Genomic DNA, 18,821 nt, shown 5'->3' on the forward strand with positions numbered 1-18,821 from the left:
TCCACGAGCAAAATAGCCGGTTTTTACTGCCGTAAAGTTCGTCGTCATGACCGACCCCAGGCGCGATGGACGAGGGTGACGATCTCGGCGTTCACCGCGTCGAGCGATTCCAAAGCGCGGTCATATGTCGAGCGGGTGAAAGCCGATTTCTCCACCTCGTAAAGCGTTTGCTTGGTGAGGCCTGCATCGGAAATCGCCGTCGACTTCAACATCGGATTTTCCAGGATCTGGCCGGCAAGCATGGACTGCATGAAGCCCACCATTTGCGCCTGCGGAATATCGGTCGGTTCGTAGCGCGTGATCAGGTAGCGAAACCAGTCGAGTTCGATCGCGGCGCCGGCGGCCTTGATGGTCTTCAAGATGCCGCCAAGCATCAGCAGGAACTGGCTCATCGACATCAGGTCGAGCATCTGCGGATGGACCGTAATGAGGACCGATGTCGCCGCCGACATTGCCGTCAAAGTCAGATAGCCAAGCTGGGGAGGGCAATCGACAACGACGACATCGTACCGGTCGTCAACCTCCGACAGCGCTTTGGCCATGCGCGTGAAGAACTGGCGGCCGGCATTGGAGGTTTTGTCCTGCATGGCAAGCGGCGTGTCGTACTCGTATTCCTGCAGCTCGAGATTGGCGGGAATGATATCAAGGCCCGGGAAATTTGTCGGTATGATCACATCCGCAATCGATCTACGTTCGTCGTCATACCTGATCGCTTCATAGAGCGAGAGGTTGCGATCGAGTTCGGGCTGGAAGCCGTGCAGTGCCGACAGCGAAGCTTGCGGATCAAGATCGATCGCAAGAACCCGATGACCGGTCAGCGCCAGGTGCTGGGCGAGGTGGGCAGCCGTGGTCGTCTTGCCGCTGCCGCCTTTGAAATTGACCACCGCAACCACCTGGAGTTTATCGCCAAGCTTGCGGTGCGGAACGTACTTCTTGACTTCGGTCCTGCCGTGCTGGTCCAGGAAATGTCTGAGCTCGAGCATCTGGGTAGCCGTGTAGGTGCGACGGCCGGAAGGACTTTGGTCAGGCAACGGCCCCTTGCCTTCGAGATGGAGACGCTTCAGATTGTTCTGCGAGACCCCAAGGTAGTGAGCGACCTCCGCCATGGAGAATGTGCGCAGCGTCTTGGTTGCATTGGGCGGAAATTTCTCCATCCGAAGCTGGTTCAACCGCCGGGAAATCTCGGCGCCCTGTTCGAGGATTTTGTCATCGAACTCGAAACGAGGCAGCCGCATGGAGATATTCATTCTCGTCGAAACCTGAATTGGCGCTTTTTGTAAGCAATACCCACAACAAGCGCCATTAAGCTCCGATTCGGACTTACCGGCAAGAAGTTTTGGGTTAACAAAAGGTTAACGCATGCCAGACCGCAGCCGATCGCACGGGCGGCCTGCGGAGTTTACCGCAGTAAAAAGATCCCGGATCGATATTGAAAACAAGGAGTTGCGCCGCAAGACAACGAACCGGCGAAGCCAACTTTTAGATCGCCGGTCGCGATAGTGTCGGAAAAACCGCGATGTTGACGCGGGACAGTGACAGGCATCGACGTGGTCTCGGTTTGAAACCGGGAAGGAGGGGACTTGCGTGTCAACGTTTGTCGCAAGAGGCCGACCGTGACAGGGGCGGGCGCTGCAGAGCCAAGCGTTCGTCGATCGTGCACCTCCGAGTAGGGACGGGGGCCAGTAAAGACCAGCAAGAATGCCATTCCAACTGGCTTTGTACGGGAGCCGAGTACGTCTACTGTTTTTTCAGTGCCTGACCTATGAGGGTGTGCATCATCGATGCGCATTGCCGTTGGGCGCCCGGCCGACACCTTGCGGAGCTAGGGTCGTTCCAAACACAGAAATTGCGGCGGACACTCGGTTTCTGCTTGACCAGCTAAATATCGGCTTTGGCGATGCGCCAACCTCGCAACGGCAAGGCTACTTTCTGCTTCTAATCCTGATTGGCAGCAGAACGGTCCACTCCGGCTAACGGCGCCTCCAGATTCCATCTGATGCCATGCGAACCATATTCAAGATTTCCCCGCCCGCCCACGGCTTCAGGTGCAACCCGTTTCAGGACCACGGTTCCAAAGCCGCCCTGTCCGATAGTCGTGACTTGCGGCCCATCGGTTTCGGCCCAGGTCAGGCGGAAGAGCCGCGATGCTCCGGAACCGCTGATGTTCCATGTGACAGAAATTTGGCCGTCATCGCCGGAGAGCACGCCATACTTCGCAGAGTTGGTCGCGAGTTCGTGGAAGGCAATCCCGAGATATTGGACTGCATTGGGGCCAAGCACAAACGACGGCCCTGACATCTCGATCATCTCACCGCGTGGAAATGGCTGAGCCTGCGCGGCCAAAAGTTCACTGATGGTAGCTCCCTGCCAGTCGGCCGAAACAAGCAGGTCCTGGGAGCGCGACAATGCCATGATGCGCTCGCGCACCTGGGACTCAAACTGCTTGGGCGTCTCCGATCGTTTGTTGGTCTCCCGGATCATCGACAGGATAACCGAATACTGGTTTTTCACCCGGTGATTGACCTCGCGCATCAACATGCGGATACGCTGTTCGTTTTCCCTGGCCGATGTGATATCCCGCGCAATCTTCGAAGCGCCGACGATCTGCCCTGTTGCGTTACGCACTGGCGATATCGTCAGCGAAACCGGAACTAGAATGCCATCCTTGCGTCGACGTATCGTTTCATAGGTATCGACGCGCTCCCCACGACGGATTCGCTCAAGGATGCGAGGTTCCTCGTCCGGGTGGTCATCGGGGATAAGCATGGTTACCGACCTGCCGATCGCCTCGCTGGCGGTGTAGCCAAAGAGCTTTTCGGCGCCTCGATTCCAGCTCTTGATGATCGTGTTGAGATCCTTGCTGACAATAGCGTCAAATGAGGATTCCACGATCGCCGACAGGTGCTGTCTGGTTTCTTCGGCACGCTGGCGGTCCGTCAGGTCGAGCAGCATATTCACCGCGCCAACGAGGTCGCCCTGCTCATCGCGCAGCGGTGTGGGGTAGGGCATGAATGGGAAAAAAGACCCGTCCGGACGCTGCGCTATGGCCTGCTGGTTGCGGACCGGCCGGTTTTCCTTGAGGGCGACTGCCATCGGGCATTCGTCGTGCGGCAGTTCCTTGCCGTCGGTGGTGAACAGCTTGAACGTGACGCACCATTTATCCTTGCCGACCTGAGGCTCCCGCCCTGCCAGATCGGCAGCGGCCCGATTGTAATAGGTAATGATGCCATACTGGTCAGTCGTGTAGATGGCGACTGGAAGGCCATCGAGAATCTGGTGATAGGCGTGGTCCTGCTGCCTGAGTTCTGTCCGCTTTCGCTCAAGGTCAGTTACATCGACAGTAAAGCATCTGGTGTGGACTAGCTTACCGTCGCGGAAATGGCTGCTCGACGTGAGTTCGACGTGCTTGATGGACCCGTCACGGGCGCGCAAACGCGCCGGATATCTTGCAATCTTCTCACCACGGGACAGCCTGCTCAAAATGTCGGTTATCACGTCCCGGTCGGGATAAAACTCATCAATGTGGTGACCGACATAGTCCTCTGCTGGATAGCCGAGGAGATCGAGCTCTGCCTTGTTGGCATGCAAGATAAGGCCATCCGCGCTCACCAGATGGAGCGCCATGGCACCGTTTTCGAAAAAGTCCTGATAGTCGAAGTTGCCGCCTAGGACCATTGCCGGTTTCTTGACGGCGACAACGTCGGCCTGCGGTAGTTCAGTCATTCGAGGGTCCCCGATGTAAACGGGCCACAACGCGCCGCCTAAACAATCGTTCCAAGTCGCCGCCCACATATCGGAAGTGAAGGGTTCGTTGGCCGAGGTAATGGGGTCCGAGCTCCTAGTGCGGACGCTGACGAACTGGCCCAGAAACAGCCTGAACTATTTACGCATGACGGAGCCTTTAGCGCGGCGAGTTAACCCCGGTCGTCGGCGGGCTTGGCCGAGGCAATCGCCCACCGCCTCGGCGGCAATGTCGGCGAGGCCCATGGGCGACAAACGGATCGGGCGACTCGGCGGTTGGGCTGCCGAATTGCGCAGGGCCAGCAAGAACGACGCCAGGCGTGGTCGACCTGCTGTCGGCCGATGAACGGACCCATCTTTGGCGATTGCCGGTGTTTCGCGCGGTCGAACTGAGTCCGGAGACCAAGCACCACGCGAGATATCGTGCGGCAACAGTACCTTCACGTCGTGAAAGACAACTGGCGAGGAACGTTCCCGATATGCGCCCAGCAACTGGCTCGAGTGCTGACGGACTTGCCGACCCGGCCGCCCCGGGCGGCTCATGCGCTACCGCGCTACAGTCCGTTTCCGGCCTTCTTTCCAATGGTAACGCACGGTGATTAAGCTCGACCTCTCGGCCAGGCCGCCCGCAAGGAAAGTATGCGCGGACTTTGGGCCGTTGGCTTCAGCGGGCTGGTGCCGTGGGAACCTCGATCAACGCATTCCGTTGTGATGCATCAAGTTGCCGTCCTGTCTGCAAAAAGGGCAGGGCGGGCGACGACAACACAAAGGATAACCACCATGAGCTACAAAAGTCTGGCTGCCGCCACCGCGCTTGCAACCCTTATTGCCTCGGGAGCCTTTGCCGCGAACGTCGTGACAACGGCGCCGGCGGACAACAATGCTGCGACAACTGCTGCGGTCGCGCCAAATGGTAGCCTTGTTTCCAAAATTATCGGCGCTACCGTTTACAACGGAACGGACGCTAATGCCCAGACGATCGGCAAGGTCAATGATGTCCTGCTTGCGAAGGACGGCAAGGCACAATCTCTCATTATCGGCGTCGGGGGCTTTCTCGGCATCGGTGAAAAGAATGTCGCTTTCGACTTCAACAAGGCCCAGTGGGCCGAAAAGGACGGCAAGCGCTGGCTTGTGATCAAGACCACCAAGGAAGATCTCCAGGCTCAGCCGAACTTCGATACCAAGGCCTATGATCCCACCACGGCTTCTAATACAGCCCCCACGCCCACGACAGTGGCCCCCGACTCAACCACCACCGCGGCTGTTGACAAAACGGCTCTGACCGCCGTGCCGATCGAAAAGGTCCGGGCCGAGGATCTGGTCGGCACGACCGTCTATGGCGCCAACGACGCCAAGGTTGGAAAGATCGGCGACGTTGTGCTGACGGGGGACAAGAAAGTCGACGCAGTCCTGATCGATGTCGGTGGGTTCCTCGGGATAGGAGCCAAGGAGGTCGCCGTTGGCATGGACAACCTCAAGTTCATGACGGACAAGTCAGGAAATAAGTACCTATATACAAACTTTACAAAAGAGCAGTTTAATGCGCAGCCGGCCTATGAAAAAGGCACCTACGCCAGCGCGCGTGACAAACAACGCATGATCGCGAACTAGAAGGTGCTTGGCCTGTCCGTTGAAATGGACGGACGCTTTCTGCGACCCGGTTTTAGCGACCGGGTCGCGGAGCCTCAACAGGTTGTCCCTCGGTTAGGGCGAGGCGACTGATAGGTGGTTGGACTTTAGGCTGCCGTGTGCGGGCGATGCCAATTGTATCTGTGCAGCCAGACAGGCAGTTCGGCGGCGCGGTGATCGGATGTGGGTGGGCAACGGCGTAGGCCCATTCGCGCAGCGCCGTCTGGATGAAGCGCTCGGCCTTGCCGTTGGTCTTGGGCGTATAGGGCCTCGTCCTGACGTGCTTGAGGCCGAGATCGCGGCAGGCCTTGGCGAAGGCCTTCGATCTGTAGCAGGAGCCGTAGCACCTGCGGAATGAAGGAGCGGCGGCCGAGACAGCGTGCACGCAGCTTTTCGCTGCAGGCGCGCACCGCTGGAGGCGGCCATGGCCAGTCAGAGTTTCTCTAGAATGTGAATGTTCACAACCCATTCCGGAGAGACCGACCATGACCACTTCGATTCTACACCCACCGGCGCGGTGCTGGTAGCGATCGATATCGCCAAGGTCCGCAATGAAGTTCTGATCGAAGACCCAAGCCACAAACGCCGACGCCGTCTGCAGGTCCTCAACAACCGTGCTGAGCACGACCATCTGGTCGAAGTCCTGCAGACGTACGGTCGCCCCGTGGTCTGTGGCTTCGAGGCGACGGTGAACTATCACCGGCCGATTGCATGGCGCCTGGCTCCCTTCCATTACCGCGCAGCTCTGGTAAGCCGTTCAAGTATCTGGAAGTCATCCAAATCCTTATAGGGCGTCAGATCCAAGTCCCCCGGAACGCGTTTCAGCTTTTCCTCATCGATCGGCTTTTCATGGGCTTTCATCACCCGTTGGTAGGCTCGCCATGTCAACCCCGCCCCTCGCACGGCGTCGCGCTCGGCGCGCAAGGCGACCTGGTGCGCGTGCAGGTAGTGAAGCCGCAGCTCATCGAGCAAGGCTTTTTCGACGATTTCATGGGTTACCAAGAACGGCGCTAACCTGAAGTCCCGTCCCTTCCAAGCTAGTGTCCGGGGCAGGTGCCGGTCGATGTAAATGGTCTTTGCGTTGTCGCTGTAGCCGGCAATATATGGAATGTCGAAGTCATGGCTAACGTTGACGCGCCTGCAGAGTGCCGTCACGACGTCAGCCAGTACGCGATCATCCAGCTCCTCGGAGGTATGGCGAACTTCGTTGTCGAGCTTCAAGGCGCTATATCCGTTGGCACCACCGACGAACCCCGCTCTTCATGAAAGGTTCCGGTCGCGCAGTCAGATGGTCTCGATGTGGAAGGTTTTGGCATACGGGTTCTGCGTTTTAGGGGAGGGAGTAGCCCGCATCGGTCAGCGCGAGGAAATCGCAAATCGAGCCATGCGTTCAGTGCCGGGGAGCGGCCCGCGCACCTAGCATAAGCGGAGGCCGACCATACAGCCCCGCGGCCAGCGGCGCCATCAGGAAAGACGCCGCATGGCCTTACACATAGTGTAAGCGGGTAAGTTTCTTAGGCGTTCGTACTAATCCTCGTTGCCGGCTACACCTCGGAGAATATCGCAGGCTTTTCTCTACCCGGTCTTTTCGCGGCGGCTAAATGAGGTGCGCAGGCCTTCGGGTCCGGTAGCGGGTTCATGCGCTTCGGGCTGAATAATCGATCGAGACTGCGCTGCGAGCGTGTGCTGTTACCGGCGCTCGACGAGAATTGCGGCTAACGCCGTGGCAGTGGGCGTCGCGTTCGATCGCCGGACGACTTAGATGTTCGTTGGTCTAACTGCTTCGTCTCGCCGTCTGTTAGGCTGGCGCGGATGTCCGTCGACGCGGAAGGGCTTGTACCAAACCGGCGGTGAGGGGTCCGGCAAAGGGACCCCTCGGACGACCGGGTCAGGCGGCCTGCTGTTCGGCAGCCCGCTCGTTCACGCCCGCCTCGCCAAGCGACGTCAATGCTTCGTCGGTGGCTTTTTCTTCTTCCAGGTTGGCGTTGAGCAATTCCGCGACATCATCCCTGCCAAGGGATGTCGCCCACGCAATCAACGTGCCATAGCGCGCGATTTCGTAGTGTTCGACCGCCTGCGCGGCGCCTACCAGCCCGGCGTCCAGCGAGACCGAGCCTTTGTACTCCTCAAGGATCTCGGAACCTTCCTCAAGAATGCCGTCGATGGCCGGACAGGTTTTGCCTCGGGCCGGCATACCGAGAATCTCAAATACTTCTTCCAGCCGCTCGACTTGGCCTTCGGTCTCGGCACGATGCTTCTCAAAGGCGGCAGTGACCTGCTGGTCGTCCGCGCCCCTTGCCATCTTCGGCAACGCCTTCAAGATCTTTTTCTCGGCATAGTAGATGTCCTTCAGGCCTCCGAGAAACATGTCCTCAAGGCCTTTATTGGTGGCTGTTGCCTTCTTCGTAGCTGCCATTGCTGTTTTCTCCTTATTGATGAACCCATGTGGGTGAGTTTCCAACTTCATTCGAAACGCGAGGTTCCAAGCTGCGGCAGGAGATTTCAGAAGATATCGAGTGCGTAGAGCCGGTCTTAGCTGCGGCGCAGGCGATGTCGATAAGGACTGCCCGATCGGGTAGCCTGAATTCTTGTCCGGCCGTCCTCTGAGCTTAGTCTCTGGGTTTCAGCGAGAAGCATCACGCGCTTGGCTATTGCCGACCTGACCGACGCGGCGAGCTGCCCGGGAAAGTGACGCGGCAACGAAGAGATCACGGCCTCGGCCTGCCTCTCGGCGTTTTCGCCGAGGTCGTCGAAAATTTTGCGTATCAGAGATGTCCCCACGCCAGCAACGTCGGCGATCTGCAAGAAGTGACGGGGCACGATCTCATGTATCGGATAGTGCCGGCTCGTGCCGACCGACATTGCCAACTTGAACTTCTTTCGGGGAATCTGCCCGGCATCTAGGCTGGGCTGCGCGCTCAGTACGTCATAGAGCGGCGTCATCCGGAACCGCCCGCCTGAACCCAGAAAGATGCTAAAATTCTTGGCATGGCCGTCAGTCGCCCCGATCAGCCAGAATACGATGCAAGCGCGCAGAAAGACCGTGATGTCCTCTTCGGGCCTGTCACTGCCCTTCAGGATCTCGATGATCTCCCGCATACCAGGACCACCCTCTGACTGGTACTTGCGCGTGGGCGGGACCGACAGCGCTTGACACATGTCCTCCTGCGGGAGGCGCAGGAGACGGCCGTCCCTAGCCCATAACCGGTCGAAGCGCTCGACAATCAGCGTGCGGCGCTCCCCAAAATCCGCGATCTCTGTCTTGGCGGCAGGAACGCCGAACGCCTCCAGCAGCTTAAGGCACAGATACTCGTTCTCAACGCTATTGGAGAGATCGATGCCATTCGGCAACCTGCCGATCTGTGGTTTGAGGATGTGGGTGGTCGCTGCAGTGCCGATCGGCTTGAACCAGCGTCCATCCTTGCGCAGGAGTGCGGTTTTTTCTTGGGCGCCGGCGATCGAGATACGGAAATCTTCGTCCTCACCGAGGCCGAGAGGACTGGTTGCGAGGTTTTCGATCATCTCGGCGATATCCTTTTTGCTGACTGGCTTGCCATCGCTGCTGCCGGGATTGCCAGGATCGATACCATCGGGCAAGAACTGGAGCGCGCCGACGCAGTCATGGCCGAGTATGGCGAGCAGGCTGTAGGCATCGGTGCCAGCCGCACCGACGCGTTCGGCAACGCGCTTGCGGATGGCTTCATTGTCGGGAAGCAGGTTGTCGAAGACATTGATCACAGGCGCGCCGATATAGCGGTCGTCTCGTAGAGGCAACGAGAGCGAGACCGGGAAAGTGCCCTGCCAATCCAGCCATTCGCTTGCATATTTGAAGTCCACGGCGCCGGTTGATTGTCTGCGCAGCACGCCGACCAGGCGCCCGTTTAGGAAGACATTTAGCGGTGTGTGAGCCGGCCGCCGCGCCATCAGAACAGGTCCTCGATCTCCGTAGCGCTGCTTTTGCTGCGCGGGCGAACGACGAGTTCAAGGTCGAGCGCGGAGAGAGCGGCCATCAACGTACTGAGCTGCACCGCTGGCTCGCCGGCCTCAAGGCGAGACACCGTCGCCTGGCGCAGATGGATTTGGTTGCCAAGCATCTCTTGTGTGAGGTCGGCCTGCCTACGCGCGCGTCGCAGGATGGCGCCAAGTTGCTTTTCGTTGCGTGCGATCTGGGCGGTCATGCTAAGCCTCCAGAGTCTTATATACGCATTCGCGTATCTAAAGTCAATATACGCAATCGCGTATACTATGGCATTATACGGGATTGCGTATAAGGCATCATTATGCGCACTCGCGTATTGTGCCGCCCCCTTAAATCTCGGACCCGAGGCAAGCCGGCCCGGCCGCAGACGGCCATTGACGGCATCTTCATGCCGGACATATTCACGCCGGACTGGACGTCGCGCTGGGCGCCTTGCGCAGCTGGTACGCGCTACGCGTGGTGCAAGACCGGCTCACATCACGCGGAAGTCGCGCCCTTGATGCCGAAAGCGTTTTCGAAGTGATCTTCGAGGCGATGCCTCGTCGCAAGCGGCCCAGCCAGCCTTCAGGTTGACACAGGATGACTAGCCGGGCCGCGCCGGCCATGTGAGTAAGCCGGGCGAGGTTCAGAACCGGTGCCTGTCGCGGCTTCGCAAATCCGACCGGCGGGCGCTTCCCACACTCATCAAACTCGCAGGCATGATTGCGATCCGTCCACTTTGTCGCGGCGCCGCCATCAGGCCTTCGGCCAGCTTGATTGATTCCTCGCTCATCCGTGCTTTTCACAAGGGGAGGGGAGTTGCACTATCGAGATGCTCCTGAAAACGGCCGTCCAGCACGATCATTTCCTTCAGCGCCTTCATCGCCCTTGTGCGCAACGACGAAGTTGTCAGCGACAGCCGCAAAGCTATACGACCGGCATCTCTCGGGCTGCTCGGATTTTTTTGCGGTGATCGGTTTGATGGCTCCTGTCTCAATTGTCTACAGTGAACGGAATGAGAACAAAATAGTCAAGCGCCTCTTGACCTGACAGGAATATGTTCCTTATTCCTGATCTATCTGAGCAGGAAAAGGGCCATGGGAAAGCGCCAAAATGCGCCGATCGGCGAAGCTATGTCCGAAGTGGAGTTGGCGGCCCAGCAAGCCATTGCTGCAGCCGGTGGCGACGCTGTGGTCGCCTTGCTGACCGCTTTGGCCAGGAACGCCGAACTTGAACGGGAACTCGCTTTGTCACGCGCGGCGGTCTCGAATGGCTTTTCTCGCGGCTGGCATAAGGCGCGCCCCTAAATGTTGGACACCGCCGAAGACAATTTCCGGATCGAGGTTTGGGATCGAGAGGAGAAGACGCATCTCGAAACTATCTGTCGATCGCCGGACCCGGTGGTGAGCCAAGCGGCCTGGCACGCCGCCATCCGGCGCCGGCCCGGCCTGATGCTTATCCATTACAACAGCCGCCACGTCATGGAGAAGATCATCACGCCGGGCGAGGTGAAGGTCTCGCCCCAGACGATCATCGATGGCAGCATTCATGCCGGACTGGACGTGGCTCTCGGCGACCTCCGCAGCTGGCACACGCTACGAGCGTGGTGCAAGAGCTGCTCGCATCATGCGGAAGTGAAGCCCGCCAGCTTGATCAAAAGGTACGGCAAGGAAGCCCTGTTCAGCTCGGTGGAGCAGGCGCTCTTGTGCACGAGTTGCGAACGGGGCGGACCGGTGAGGTTGGAAATCCACAAGCTTCCAAGGAACTAAAGGGATTTTGAGAATGCACGACTTGATCGAATTCTTTCAGACCAATGCCGCTTTGGTGATCGCCAATCCCATGGCCTTCCTCACTTTCGCCATCCTTTTTGGAACCGGGGGGTTCATCGTGGGTCGCTATTTCCTCACCGAACGTGTCGCCAATCTAGAAAGCCGTATTGCGCGGCGAGATGATGAAATCGAGGCGCTGAAAACACCCAAGGGAAGGCCGGCCGAGCTATCCTTCATCCCAATCGTCGGCACTTCGGCAATTGGTGAAAACCGGACCACCCCGCTGTTGGGAAAATGGCCCGACCGGCGTCGGCCAGGGGCGCTCTCGGCACCTCCTCATCAACGGCGTGGCTAACTCACAGATTTATTGGGATCGGTCATCTTCTGAAGTCCAGAAAAGCCCACGGAAATTCTAGAGGTATCGGACAACGCGCCTTGTCCGTCAGCCGGTAGAGGTACCCGTGCCGCCAACAGTTCGAGACTCTATGACCCATGCTGGATCCGATGACAGGCAGCATGTCCGGGACATAGCCATCGCAGCCCGACCACGTGCGGATAACCGCGACCGGTGCAATTGCCGGCAGCAATCGCGCGATGGCGCGCAATTGCAACGGAAGGCGCGTGCGAGCGGCGACCGCATGGCCTAGATCGACGTCGACCGGCACCCTTTCGGCCGTGCCGCCGAAGACGATATTGCCCCGCTCGCCCTAACGCGAATAGGCGCCATGGTCCTTGTTGCGCGTCCAAATGCCAACCCCGGCGGAATCCGGTACGGCAGCGGCTCGGTCACACCCATCTGCGGACGCAGCCGTCGAGCGGTACCTCTTCGCCGAACTGTGATCCAGCCGCCCAACAACCGCACAAATCTTCCAGACTTTCTGGGTATGCCAGGACACCAAGCCAATAGGTGAACTCGGTGCAGCCGCCCCCAGGCTGGCACGCCCTTTTATTTCGAGGGAGGCGAGCCGAAACCGAGTCGCTTTTGAGCGGGATCGGCGCCATGGCCTCCATTCACTTCTAGTGACCTACACGAAATCGCTTGGAACCTTCACCTTTGCCTCCTGTTATTTTTAGTCTGATCTCAGACGCGCGCTCACTTCGCTCCCAGGGGGCAAAGCATGGAAAATCCGAAATCGACGGCTCAAATCGCCGGCCATCCAATCCATCCAATGCTGGTCACCGTCCCGATTGCCTGCTTCGTTGGCGCATTATTGACCGACATCGCCTATTGGCGGACCGCGGAAATGATGTGGGCAAACTTCTCGGCTTGGCTGCTGACTGTTGGCGTCATTGTGGGAATCCTGGCTGCCATCGCCGGGTTCATCGATTTCCTTTGGGGGCGCCGGATACGCGAACAACCGATCGCTTGGGTGCATATGGCTGGCAATCTCCTTGCGATCATTCTCGCCTTCTTCAACATGCTGGTGCACACGCGCGACGCATGGACGTCGGTGGTGCCGACAGGATTAATCCTCTCGGCGCTCGTTGTGGTCATACTGATCTTTACCGGTTGGCTGGGCTGGGCGTTGGTTTATCGCCATCACGTGGGAGTGGCCGATGAAACGACTTGACAGCAAATGGGTAGCCTTGGTTTTGCTCGGCTCGACTGCGCTGGGCGTTGCTGGCTGCAGCAATGACAATACTGATCCGAACGAGCAGATCGGACCAAATCCGAAACTGCCAGAAATCAACCAGTATCTTTTCCCGCCGATGCACCTGGCATCCGTTGTCGGCTGGAAGAATGATGAAACTCCGACCGTCGCACAGGGCCTTCGTATCCAAGCGCTTGCCAACGGCCTGCAGCATCCGCGCTCGCTCTACGTGCTGCCCAACGGCGACATATTGGTGGTGGAATCGAAGGCGCCTCCTGAGGCGTCAGCCAAGCGGCCAAAGGATCTCGTCATGGCGTTGATCGAAGGCTGGGTCACGTCCGGCGGCGACACCGGTCCGAGCAACCGCATCACCCTCCTGCGCGACGCCAATGGCGACGGCAAGCCGGATTACCAGGGCGTATTCCTTGATCAGCTGAATTCGCCCTTCGGTGTGGCACTGGTCGGTAACGATCTATATGTGGCCAACACCGACGCGATCGTTCGCTATCCGTATAATCAAGGCGACACCAAGATCACTGCACCCGGCAAGGTGCTCACGGAGTTGCCGGGCGGGCCAATCGACCACCACTGGACGAAGAGCCTGGTGGCGAGTCCGGACGGTTCCCTGCTCTACGTCGGGGTCGGTTCCAACAGTAACATCACCGAGAATGGCATCCAGGCCGAGAAAGACCGTGCCGCCATCTGGGAGGTCGACCGGGCCACCGGCCGGTCGCGCATCTTCGCCAGCGGGCTGCGCAATCCCAATGGCCTGTCGTTCGAACCGCAAAGCAAGGCGCTGTGGACGGTCGTCAACGAGCGCGACGAGCTAGGGCCAAACCTGGTGCCCGACTACATGACGTCAGTGAAGGACGGAGCCTTCTATGGCTGGCCATACAGCTATTACGGCCAACATGTCGATCCGCGTGTCATGCCGCAGCGGCCGGATATGGTAGCCAAAGCTATTCCGCCCGACTATGCGCTGAGCTCGCACGTCGCGCCGCTCGGGCTCGCCTTCTATACGGCTGGAAACCTGCCGCCTTCATATCGTGGCGGCGCCTTTGTCGGCGAGCACGGGAGCTGGGATCGTGACCGATTCAACGGTTACAAGGTGGTCTTCGTGCCCTTCAGCGGCGGACGTCCCAACGGCAAGGCCCAGGACGTCGTCTCCGGCTTCCTCAATGCCAAAGGCGAGGCGCGAGGTCGGCCGGTTGGCGTGGCCGTCGACAAATCCGGGGCGCTCCTGATCGCGGATGATGTAGGAAACACTGTGTGGCGTGTAACGGCGGCGGCGCCAGGGTCATAAGGCATTTACGCCCTCAACGTCTGCAGTGCTCCTCGAGGGCGATTGCCGACATCAAGGATAGGGCTGTTCGCTTTCGGAGGCTGATTGCGGCGATTGGTGCAGGTCTTGGACTAGCCTAGTTGCTCGAAAGTACATTGGCGCGGCGCCTTGTCTGGACGCCAGCGCACGAGCTTTGTTCCATGCCGGAAGCGGTCGCCGGTGACATGGTCAAAGCGAACCTCGACGACCAGTTCCGGTATTATCGGTTCCCATTCGCCGCTACGCTCGGTGCTCCAGCGGCTCGGGCCGCCCGGCGCCTTGCCGGTGAAGCCGGATCCGCCACGCAGGTGTTCGAGCTTTTCCGTCAGCACCGCACGCTCGTCATTGGCAATGGTCGATGTGAATCCGACATGATCGAGCAGACCATCTTTGTTGTAGAGACCGAGCAGCAGCGATCCAACCTGTCGTTTGCCGTTCAGATAGCGGAACCCGCCCACCACACAGTCGGCCGTGCGCAGGCGCTTTACCTTCACCATCGCGCGTTCGCCCGGCTTGTAGGGACCGTTGAGCAGCTTGGCCACGACGCCGTCGGTGGAACCGCTACCGGCGCCCTTCAACCACTTGTCGGCTGTCGCCAGGCTGGTGGCGGCCGGCGAAAGCCGCAAAGCCTTGGTTGTTGCCTTGGCCACCAAGTCCTCGGCTTCCGTGCGCCGATCATGCAATGGCAGGTCCATTAGCGGCCGACCTCCCGGAGCCACAAGCATATCGAAGACGACCAGGCGTGCGGGAGTTTCCCGACTGAGCTTGCGGATGCGGCTCTCTGCTGGATGAAGCCGCATCTGCAGCGCATCGAAAGAGGCACGGCCCTCGATCTCGATTATGATTTCACCGTCGATGACGAAATCTGTCGCATCGTGCGCACTCAAGGCCGCCAGCAGTTCGGGAAAATAGCGGCCAAGCGGTTTGCCGGATTTTGCCCTGAGGTCGACGGCCTTGCCGCCCTTGAAGGCGAGGCAGCGGAAGCCATCCCATTTCGGTTCGTACTGCCAGGGACCGTCGTCTCGCGGCAATGCCATCGCCTGGCGCGCTTCCATGGGCTGCGTGTTCAAGGGCAAGGGAAACTCAACGCCGGATGCCCCTACCATCGCTCTGCCCTATCGCGATGGGGCAGGTCGATGCCGCAGCAAACCCAGCTGAGCGGCTGCGCGGATCCGTGATTGTGTTGTAGCTCGAGTTCCGCCGGATTGTCGAAGGTTCCGACAGGCAGGGCGATTTCCTGGACGGGGGCATCATAGGCAAGAGTAAGCTGCGTCCCGCACGCTTGGCAGAAGCCGCGCTGGGCGAGGGGTGATGACCGGCGGCAGGTAGGTTCCTCGCTTTGCCAAGAACCTCCGGTAGGAGGCAGCCACGCGAGCACCGCAAAGGCGCTGCCGGTCGCACCTCGGCATATGTCGCAATGGCAGTAATGCACGCGCGGGTCGCCTGCGACCCAATAGCGGATCTTTCGGCAGAGGCATCCCCCTGTACGTTCGATAGCAATGGCCCGGATGAAATTCTCTCCTGTGTTCATCCAACTTGAACGCTCGGCGCGGCAACTGGTTTCCGAGGGGACGGGTACCCGGGCGGGGCATTTTCCGACATTGCGAGGATCAACTACTGAATCTCAACAACCGCTTCGGCTCGCCCCAAACATATGTTGTCCTACTTGACCTTCGTGAAGTGGGGGTAAGGCCGCCTGGCATTGTGATGTCAACTCCGGACACGACCTCCAGCGTCGGCTGCGCTGACCCTTTCACCAGATAGCCACCGGCTGCGACCGGGGAGGGCGGTCCGCTTGCGGGCTCACACAATGAGGGATCTCGACCTTGCCGGCAAGATCATCGCAAAGGGCGGCGCCTCGGCGAAGGTCGAGGATGGCTTCAAGGCGATGCAGGTCGGCGCGATCATGGCGCAAATCTTCTCGAAAGACGCCAATGGCGTTGCGCGCTTTGGCGGTTCTGCTGATCGCCGTGGCGACTGGGGGGCATCCTTCCCCGTTCGGACCTTACAACGGTAGTGAGGGAGCCCTTGGCGCAGCCGGTGCCGTCCGGACCTTTAACGCAAGCCTTTTGGAACATTCACCAGCGTCGCTAGTTCAGCGCTAAAGGAGCGCACAGATGAGACGATTGGCTTTGATAGTGGTCGCAGGCCTCATCGCCGGATGCAGTGACAATGGCGTCGACGGCTCGAAGACGAACTCGGTGAGCAACCAGCCGCCAGATCAGAATCCGCAAGTCGACAGGGATCCAACGGCGAAATCGAGCACGGGCGGCGATCAGCAAGGCGTCCAGCCAACTCAGCCAGCCGCGCCGCAGAAATAGACGAGGAACGCAAGGCCGGCAGATTGATCAGAGGTTGCTTCCAAGAATGACGTCGAAGCCGAACGTCCCAAGGGCAGCAGACGACGGCGTTGCAAGCCCTAATCCACGCGTATTCGGAACGAAGGAACGTTTCCGATGCCCTTTAAGAGAAGCTGCAATGCCCAATTTTCGTTTTGAAACTGTTGTTGCAGGTCGCTCCCACATTACTGTGCAGAATCTCGCGAGCGTCGACTTGGCCAGTCCCAAAGCTTTGGAATTGGTAAGAGCGGCGGCGAGCAGCGCTCCAGCAGATGCCGACCACTCTGGCTCTCACGTCAACGTCTACGATGATGCCGGCTATCTGGTCGCGGCTGTCAATTTCTCCGACCTGCTTGAGAACGGTCCATCGGATCCCAGCGATCCACCCGCCGAAGAGCCTGGTGTAATGCGCTCGGGTTGAGGACCCTCGAGGGCTCAAAAGTGCCACCGCCTCCCCTCAATTGCTGAAAGCCTTCGACGACAGGAGAGGTCCTCGCCGCCGATCTGCTCTCCGCACTCAAGGGCCCTGGGTGAGAGGCGCGATGTGCAGGCCTTGGATCACGACGTCAAGCCGGGAGTGCTTTCCGACATGGGAATGGCGACGACTGGCCGGCGCTAGTAAATCCTGGCGGCCGACCTTTTCATTCTCGGCACGCCGATCTGCTCGGACAGCCTTCCCCGTCGCCAGACGCGTGATGGCGCGCATGGACAGTACGGGACACCCGCACGAAACACGCCGTTGGTTACGCAGTTGGGAGTCAACAATGTTACCTTGAAAAGCCGCCAACCGCCCAACCTAGCGACAGGGCTAACACAAACCCGAGAATGACAGCTGTAAACAACCACATGCTATTGTCCGTCCTCCTCTGCAGGAGGCAGCGCGGGCTTCTCGCGTTGTCGCACGCAGAATTTCTGTGCGATGGCAAAGAAGATGGGCGGCTGATCCAGCGTCGAAGCTCCAAGACCTCCAACCCCAATGCTTAAGGTGGGTTCCGCGCTGATCAGGCGTCGGCCCACCAGGCATCGGCGACGCCTTCCAACAGCCTGGGGTCTCTACCATGTTACGAACAGCGCCACGGCAGCAGCCGCCATCACCGCGGTGGCCACCCAGCCCATAATCTTGAGGCCTATTGGCAGCTGAAAATCGCCCATCGCCGCCCGCTTGCCCGAAAGATGCATCATCATGCCCATTACCGGGACAGCCACCACGCCGTTGATGACGGCGCTCCAGAACAGCGCCTTTATGGGATCGATCGAAGTGAAATTGAGGCCGGCGCCGATCAGCGTCGCTGCTGCAATCGTGGTATAAAAGGCTTTGGCCCGATGCGGCTTTTTGGCCAGTCCGACATTCCAACCAAGCGTCTCGCCCAACGCATAGGCGGACGAGCCGGCGAGCACCGGCAGGGCCAGCAGTCCCGTTCCGACAATTCCAATCGCAAAGACGAGGAAAGCGAACTTGCCTGCAATCGGGCGAAGAGCTTCCGCCGCCTGCGATGAAGTCTCGATGTCGGTGACGCCGCTGGCGTGCAGCGTTGCAGCCGTCGTCACGATAACGAAGAGTGCGACAGCGTTCGAGATCGCCATTCCAAAATAGGTATCGATGCGAATACGTTTGAGTTCTTCCGGTGCCTGCTCGGGCGCTACCCTCAACGGCGATGCTTCATCGCGCTCCTTGACTTCCTCAACTTCCTGTCCGGCCTGCCAGAAGAAAAGGTAGGGGCTAATCGTAGTCCCAAGGATGGCCACGACGGAGGTGATGTATTGGTTTTGAAAGCTGATGTGTGGAACAATCAGATTGTAGCCGACCGTCGACCAGGGCACTTTCGCAACGAAGGCCACCGCGACATAGGCGAGCAGCGACAGCGTAAGCCACTTCAGCACCGAAACATAGCGAGCGTATTGCGAGAAGATCTCAAGCAGGGCCGTGAGGATCCCGAACGTAGCGACGTACAGTAGCTGGGGACCGCCCGCGATCAGTTTCAGCGCAGCTCCCATTGCGCCAAGGTCGGCACCGATATTGATTATATTGGCGACCATCAAAAGGAAAACGATCGAGATGCCGACTGCAGATGGATAGTGCTTTCGCAGATTGCCCGCTATGCCACGGCCGGTAACGCGGCCAATCCTGGCGCTAATTTCCTGGATGGCGCACATAAGAGGCCAGCTGAACAGCATTACCCACCCCAGGCCATAGCCGAACTGGGCACCGACCTGAGAGTATGTTGCGATGCCGCTGGGATCATCGTCCGAAGCGCCCGTGATCAATCCCGGGCCAATGATCTGCAAAATCGTCGAGCTATCCGGCTGATTTACCGATGCAGCGGCAGTCTTGTGCACGATCTCAGTCATATTCCTCTCGCTATTCGCTCTGGTGGCGGATCTCTTGAAGTTCGGTGAGCGGCGGTGGTCGCGCTGCTTGGTCTCGCCGTCACGCTGGGGACAATTTTCATTTCAGTTGACGCTAATATTTCT

Annotated in this window: 16 protein-coding genes and 3 pseudogenes; 9 read left to right on the forward strand and 10 right to left on the reverse strand. The window is 59.2% G+C overall.

Features of this window, described 5'->3' with window-relative positions; all coding sequences use genetic code 11:
* Positions 1–44: 44 nt before the first annotated feature.
* Positions 45–1,247 carry a plasmid partitioning protein RepA gene (gene repA / locus FJV80_RS22860; RefSeq protein WP_095774636.1) on the reverse strand — a complete coding sequence of 401 codons (1,203 nt, stop codon included), beginning with the start codon at positions 1,245–1,247 and terminating at the stop codon, positions 45–47.
* Positions 1,248–1,935: 688 nt separating this feature from the next.
* Complete coding sequence (locus FJV80_RS22865; protein WP_142877472.1) at positions 1,936–3,723, reverse strand: PAS domain S-box protein; 1,788 nt, start codon at positions 3,721–3,723, stop codon at positions 1,936–1,938.
* Positions 3,724–4,521: 798 nt separating this feature from the next.
* Here FJV80_RS22865 and FJV80_RS22870 point away from each other — a divergent pair.
* Positions 4,522–5,352, forward strand: a complete 831-nt coding sequence (locus FJV80_RS22870; RefSeq protein WP_245437857.1) for a PRC-barrel domain-containing protein — start codon at positions 4,522–4,524, stop codon at positions 5,350–5,352.
* Positions 5,353–5,404: 52 nt separating this feature from the next.
* Here FJV80_RS22870 and FJV80_RS22875 read toward each other — a convergent pair.
* Positions 5,405–5,710 (reverse strand): annotated as a pseudogene (locus FJV80_RS22875) (integrase core domain-containing protein); the annotation flags it as partial.
* A gap of 177 nt (positions 5,711–5,887) precedes the next feature.
* Here FJV80_RS22875 and FJV80_RS22880 point away from each other — a divergent pair.
* Positions 5,888–6,091, forward strand: a pseudogene (locus tag FJV80_RS22880) (IS110 family transposase); the annotation flags it as partial.
* An 11-nt stretch (positions 6,092–6,102) separates the two neighbouring features.
* Here the strand turns inward: FJV80_RS22880 and FJV80_RS22885 are convergent.
* The 4 genes from FJV80_RS22885 to FJV80_RS22900 all read right to left on the reverse strand — a co-directional run bounded on the left by FJV80_RS22885 (position 6,103) and on the right by FJV80_RS22900 (position 9,548).
* Positions 6,103–6,591 (reverse strand): hypothetical protein, encoded by a 489-nt coding sequence (locus FJV80_RS22885; protein ID WP_095793416.1) that lies wholly within the window; start codon positions 6,589–6,591, stop codon positions 6,103–6,105.
* A 667-nt stretch (positions 6,592–7,258) separates the two neighbouring features.
* The gene (locus FJV80_RS22890; protein ID WP_095789999.1) at positions 7,259–7,786 is read right to left on the reverse strand and encodes a ferritin-like domain-containing protein; all 528 of its coding nucleotides are present in this window, start codon (positions 7,784–7,786) and stop codon (positions 7,259–7,261) included.
* Positions 7,787–7,902: 116 nt separating this feature from the next.
* Complete coding sequence (locus FJV80_RS22895; protein ID WP_095790000.1) at positions 7,903–9,294, reverse strand: type II toxin-antitoxin system HipA family toxin; 1,392 nt, start codon at positions 9,292–9,294, stop codon at positions 7,903–7,905.
* Positions 9,294–9,548, reverse strand: coding sequence for a helix-turn-helix transcriptional regulator (locus tag FJV80_RS22900; protein ID WP_095790001.1), 255 nt, complete (start codon positions 9,546–9,548; stop codon positions 9,294–9,296). Before FJV80_RS22900 ends, FJV80_RS22895 begins: the two co-directional genes overlap by 1 nt.
* 877 nt (positions 9,549–10,425) lie before the next feature.
* Here FJV80_RS22900 and FJV80_RS22905 point away from each other — a divergent pair.
* Genes FJV80_RS22905 through FJV80_RS22915 form a run of 3 tightly spaced genes read left to right on the forward strand, consistent with a single transcriptional unit; the run spans position 10,426 to position 11,452 of the window.
* Positions 10,426–10,635, forward strand: a complete 210-nt coding sequence (locus FJV80_RS22905) for a hypothetical protein (RefSeq protein ID WP_142877473.1) — start codon at positions 10,426–10,428, stop codon at positions 10,633–10,635.
* A complete protein-coding gene (locus FJV80_RS22910; protein WP_142877474.1) occupies positions 10,636–11,097 on the forward strand; it encodes a hypothetical protein in 462 nt (153 codons plus the stop codon).
* Between the two features lie 13 nt (positions 11,098–11,110).
* The gene (locus FJV80_RS22915; RefSeq protein ID WP_095793412.1) at positions 11,111–11,452 is read left to right on the forward strand and encodes a hypothetical protein; all 342 of its coding nucleotides are present in this window, start codon (positions 11,111–11,113) and stop codon (positions 11,450–11,452) included.
* A 145-nt stretch (positions 11,453–11,597) separates the two neighbouring features.
* On the opposite strand, the pseudogene FJV80_RS35185 reads toward FJV80_RS22915, so the two are convergent.
* Positions 11,598–11,937: pseudogene (locus FJV80_RS35185) on the reverse strand (FAD-dependent oxidoreductase); the annotation flags it as partial.
* Between the two features lie 278 nt (positions 11,938–12,215).
* Here FJV80_RS35185 and FJV80_RS22925 point away from each other — a divergent pair.
* Entirely contained in the window at positions 12,216–12,668 is a 453-nt protein-coding gene (locus FJV80_RS22925) for a DUF2231 domain-containing protein (protein ID WP_245437856.1), read from the forward strand.
* The gene (locus tag FJV80_RS22930; RefSeq protein ID WP_095793411.1) at positions 12,655–13,992 is read left to right on the forward strand and encodes a sorbosone dehydrogenase family protein; all 1,338 of its coding nucleotides are present in this window, start codon (positions 12,655–12,657) and stop codon (positions 13,990–13,992) included. The genes FJV80_RS22925 and FJV80_RS22930 overlap by 14 nt, the downstream gene beginning before the upstream one ends.
* A gap of 110 nt (positions 13,993–14,102) precedes the next feature.
* Here the strand turns inward: FJV80_RS22930 and FJV80_RS22935 are convergent, their stop codons facing one another.
* Positions 14,103–15,116, reverse strand: a complete 1,014-nt coding sequence (locus FJV80_RS22935) for an ATP-dependent DNA ligase (protein WP_095790006.1) — start codon at positions 15,114–15,116, stop codon at positions 14,103–14,105.
* A 704-nt stretch (positions 15,117–15,820) separates the two neighbouring features.
* Between FJV80_RS22935 and FJV80_RS34620 the strand changes: the two genes are divergently transcribed.
* Together FJV80_RS34620 and FJV80_RS22950 are read left to right on the forward strand one after the other, a co-directional pair.
* Positions 15,821–16,027 carry a hypothetical protein gene (locus FJV80_RS34620; protein ID WP_185973338.1) on the forward strand — a complete coding sequence of 69 codons (207 nt, stop codon included), beginning with the start codon at positions 15,821–15,823 and terminating at the stop codon, positions 16,025–16,027.
* A 461-nt stretch (positions 16,028–16,488) separates the two neighbouring features.
* On the forward strand, positions 16,489–16,770 hold the full coding sequence (locus FJV80_RS22950) for a hypothetical protein (protein ID WP_142877476.1): 282 nt from the start codon (positions 16,489–16,491) through the stop codon (positions 16,768–16,770).
* A 632-nt stretch (positions 16,771–17,402) separates the two neighbouring features.
* Here the strand turns inward: FJV80_RS22950 and FJV80_RS22955 are convergent.
* Positions 17,403–18,698: a divalent metal cation transporter gene (locus FJV80_RS22955; protein WP_142877477.1), complete on the reverse strand. Its 1,296-nt coding sequence runs from the start codon at positions 18,696–18,698 to the stop codon at positions 17,403–17,405.
* Between the last annotated feature and the right edge of the window lie 123 nt (positions 18,699–18,821).

The sequence above is a fragment of the Mesorhizobium sp. WSM4310 genome, assembly GCF_007003935.1.
Taxonomy (GTDB): domain Bacteria; phylum Pseudomonadota; class Alphaproteobacteria; order Rhizobiales; family Rhizobiaceae; genus Mesorhizobium.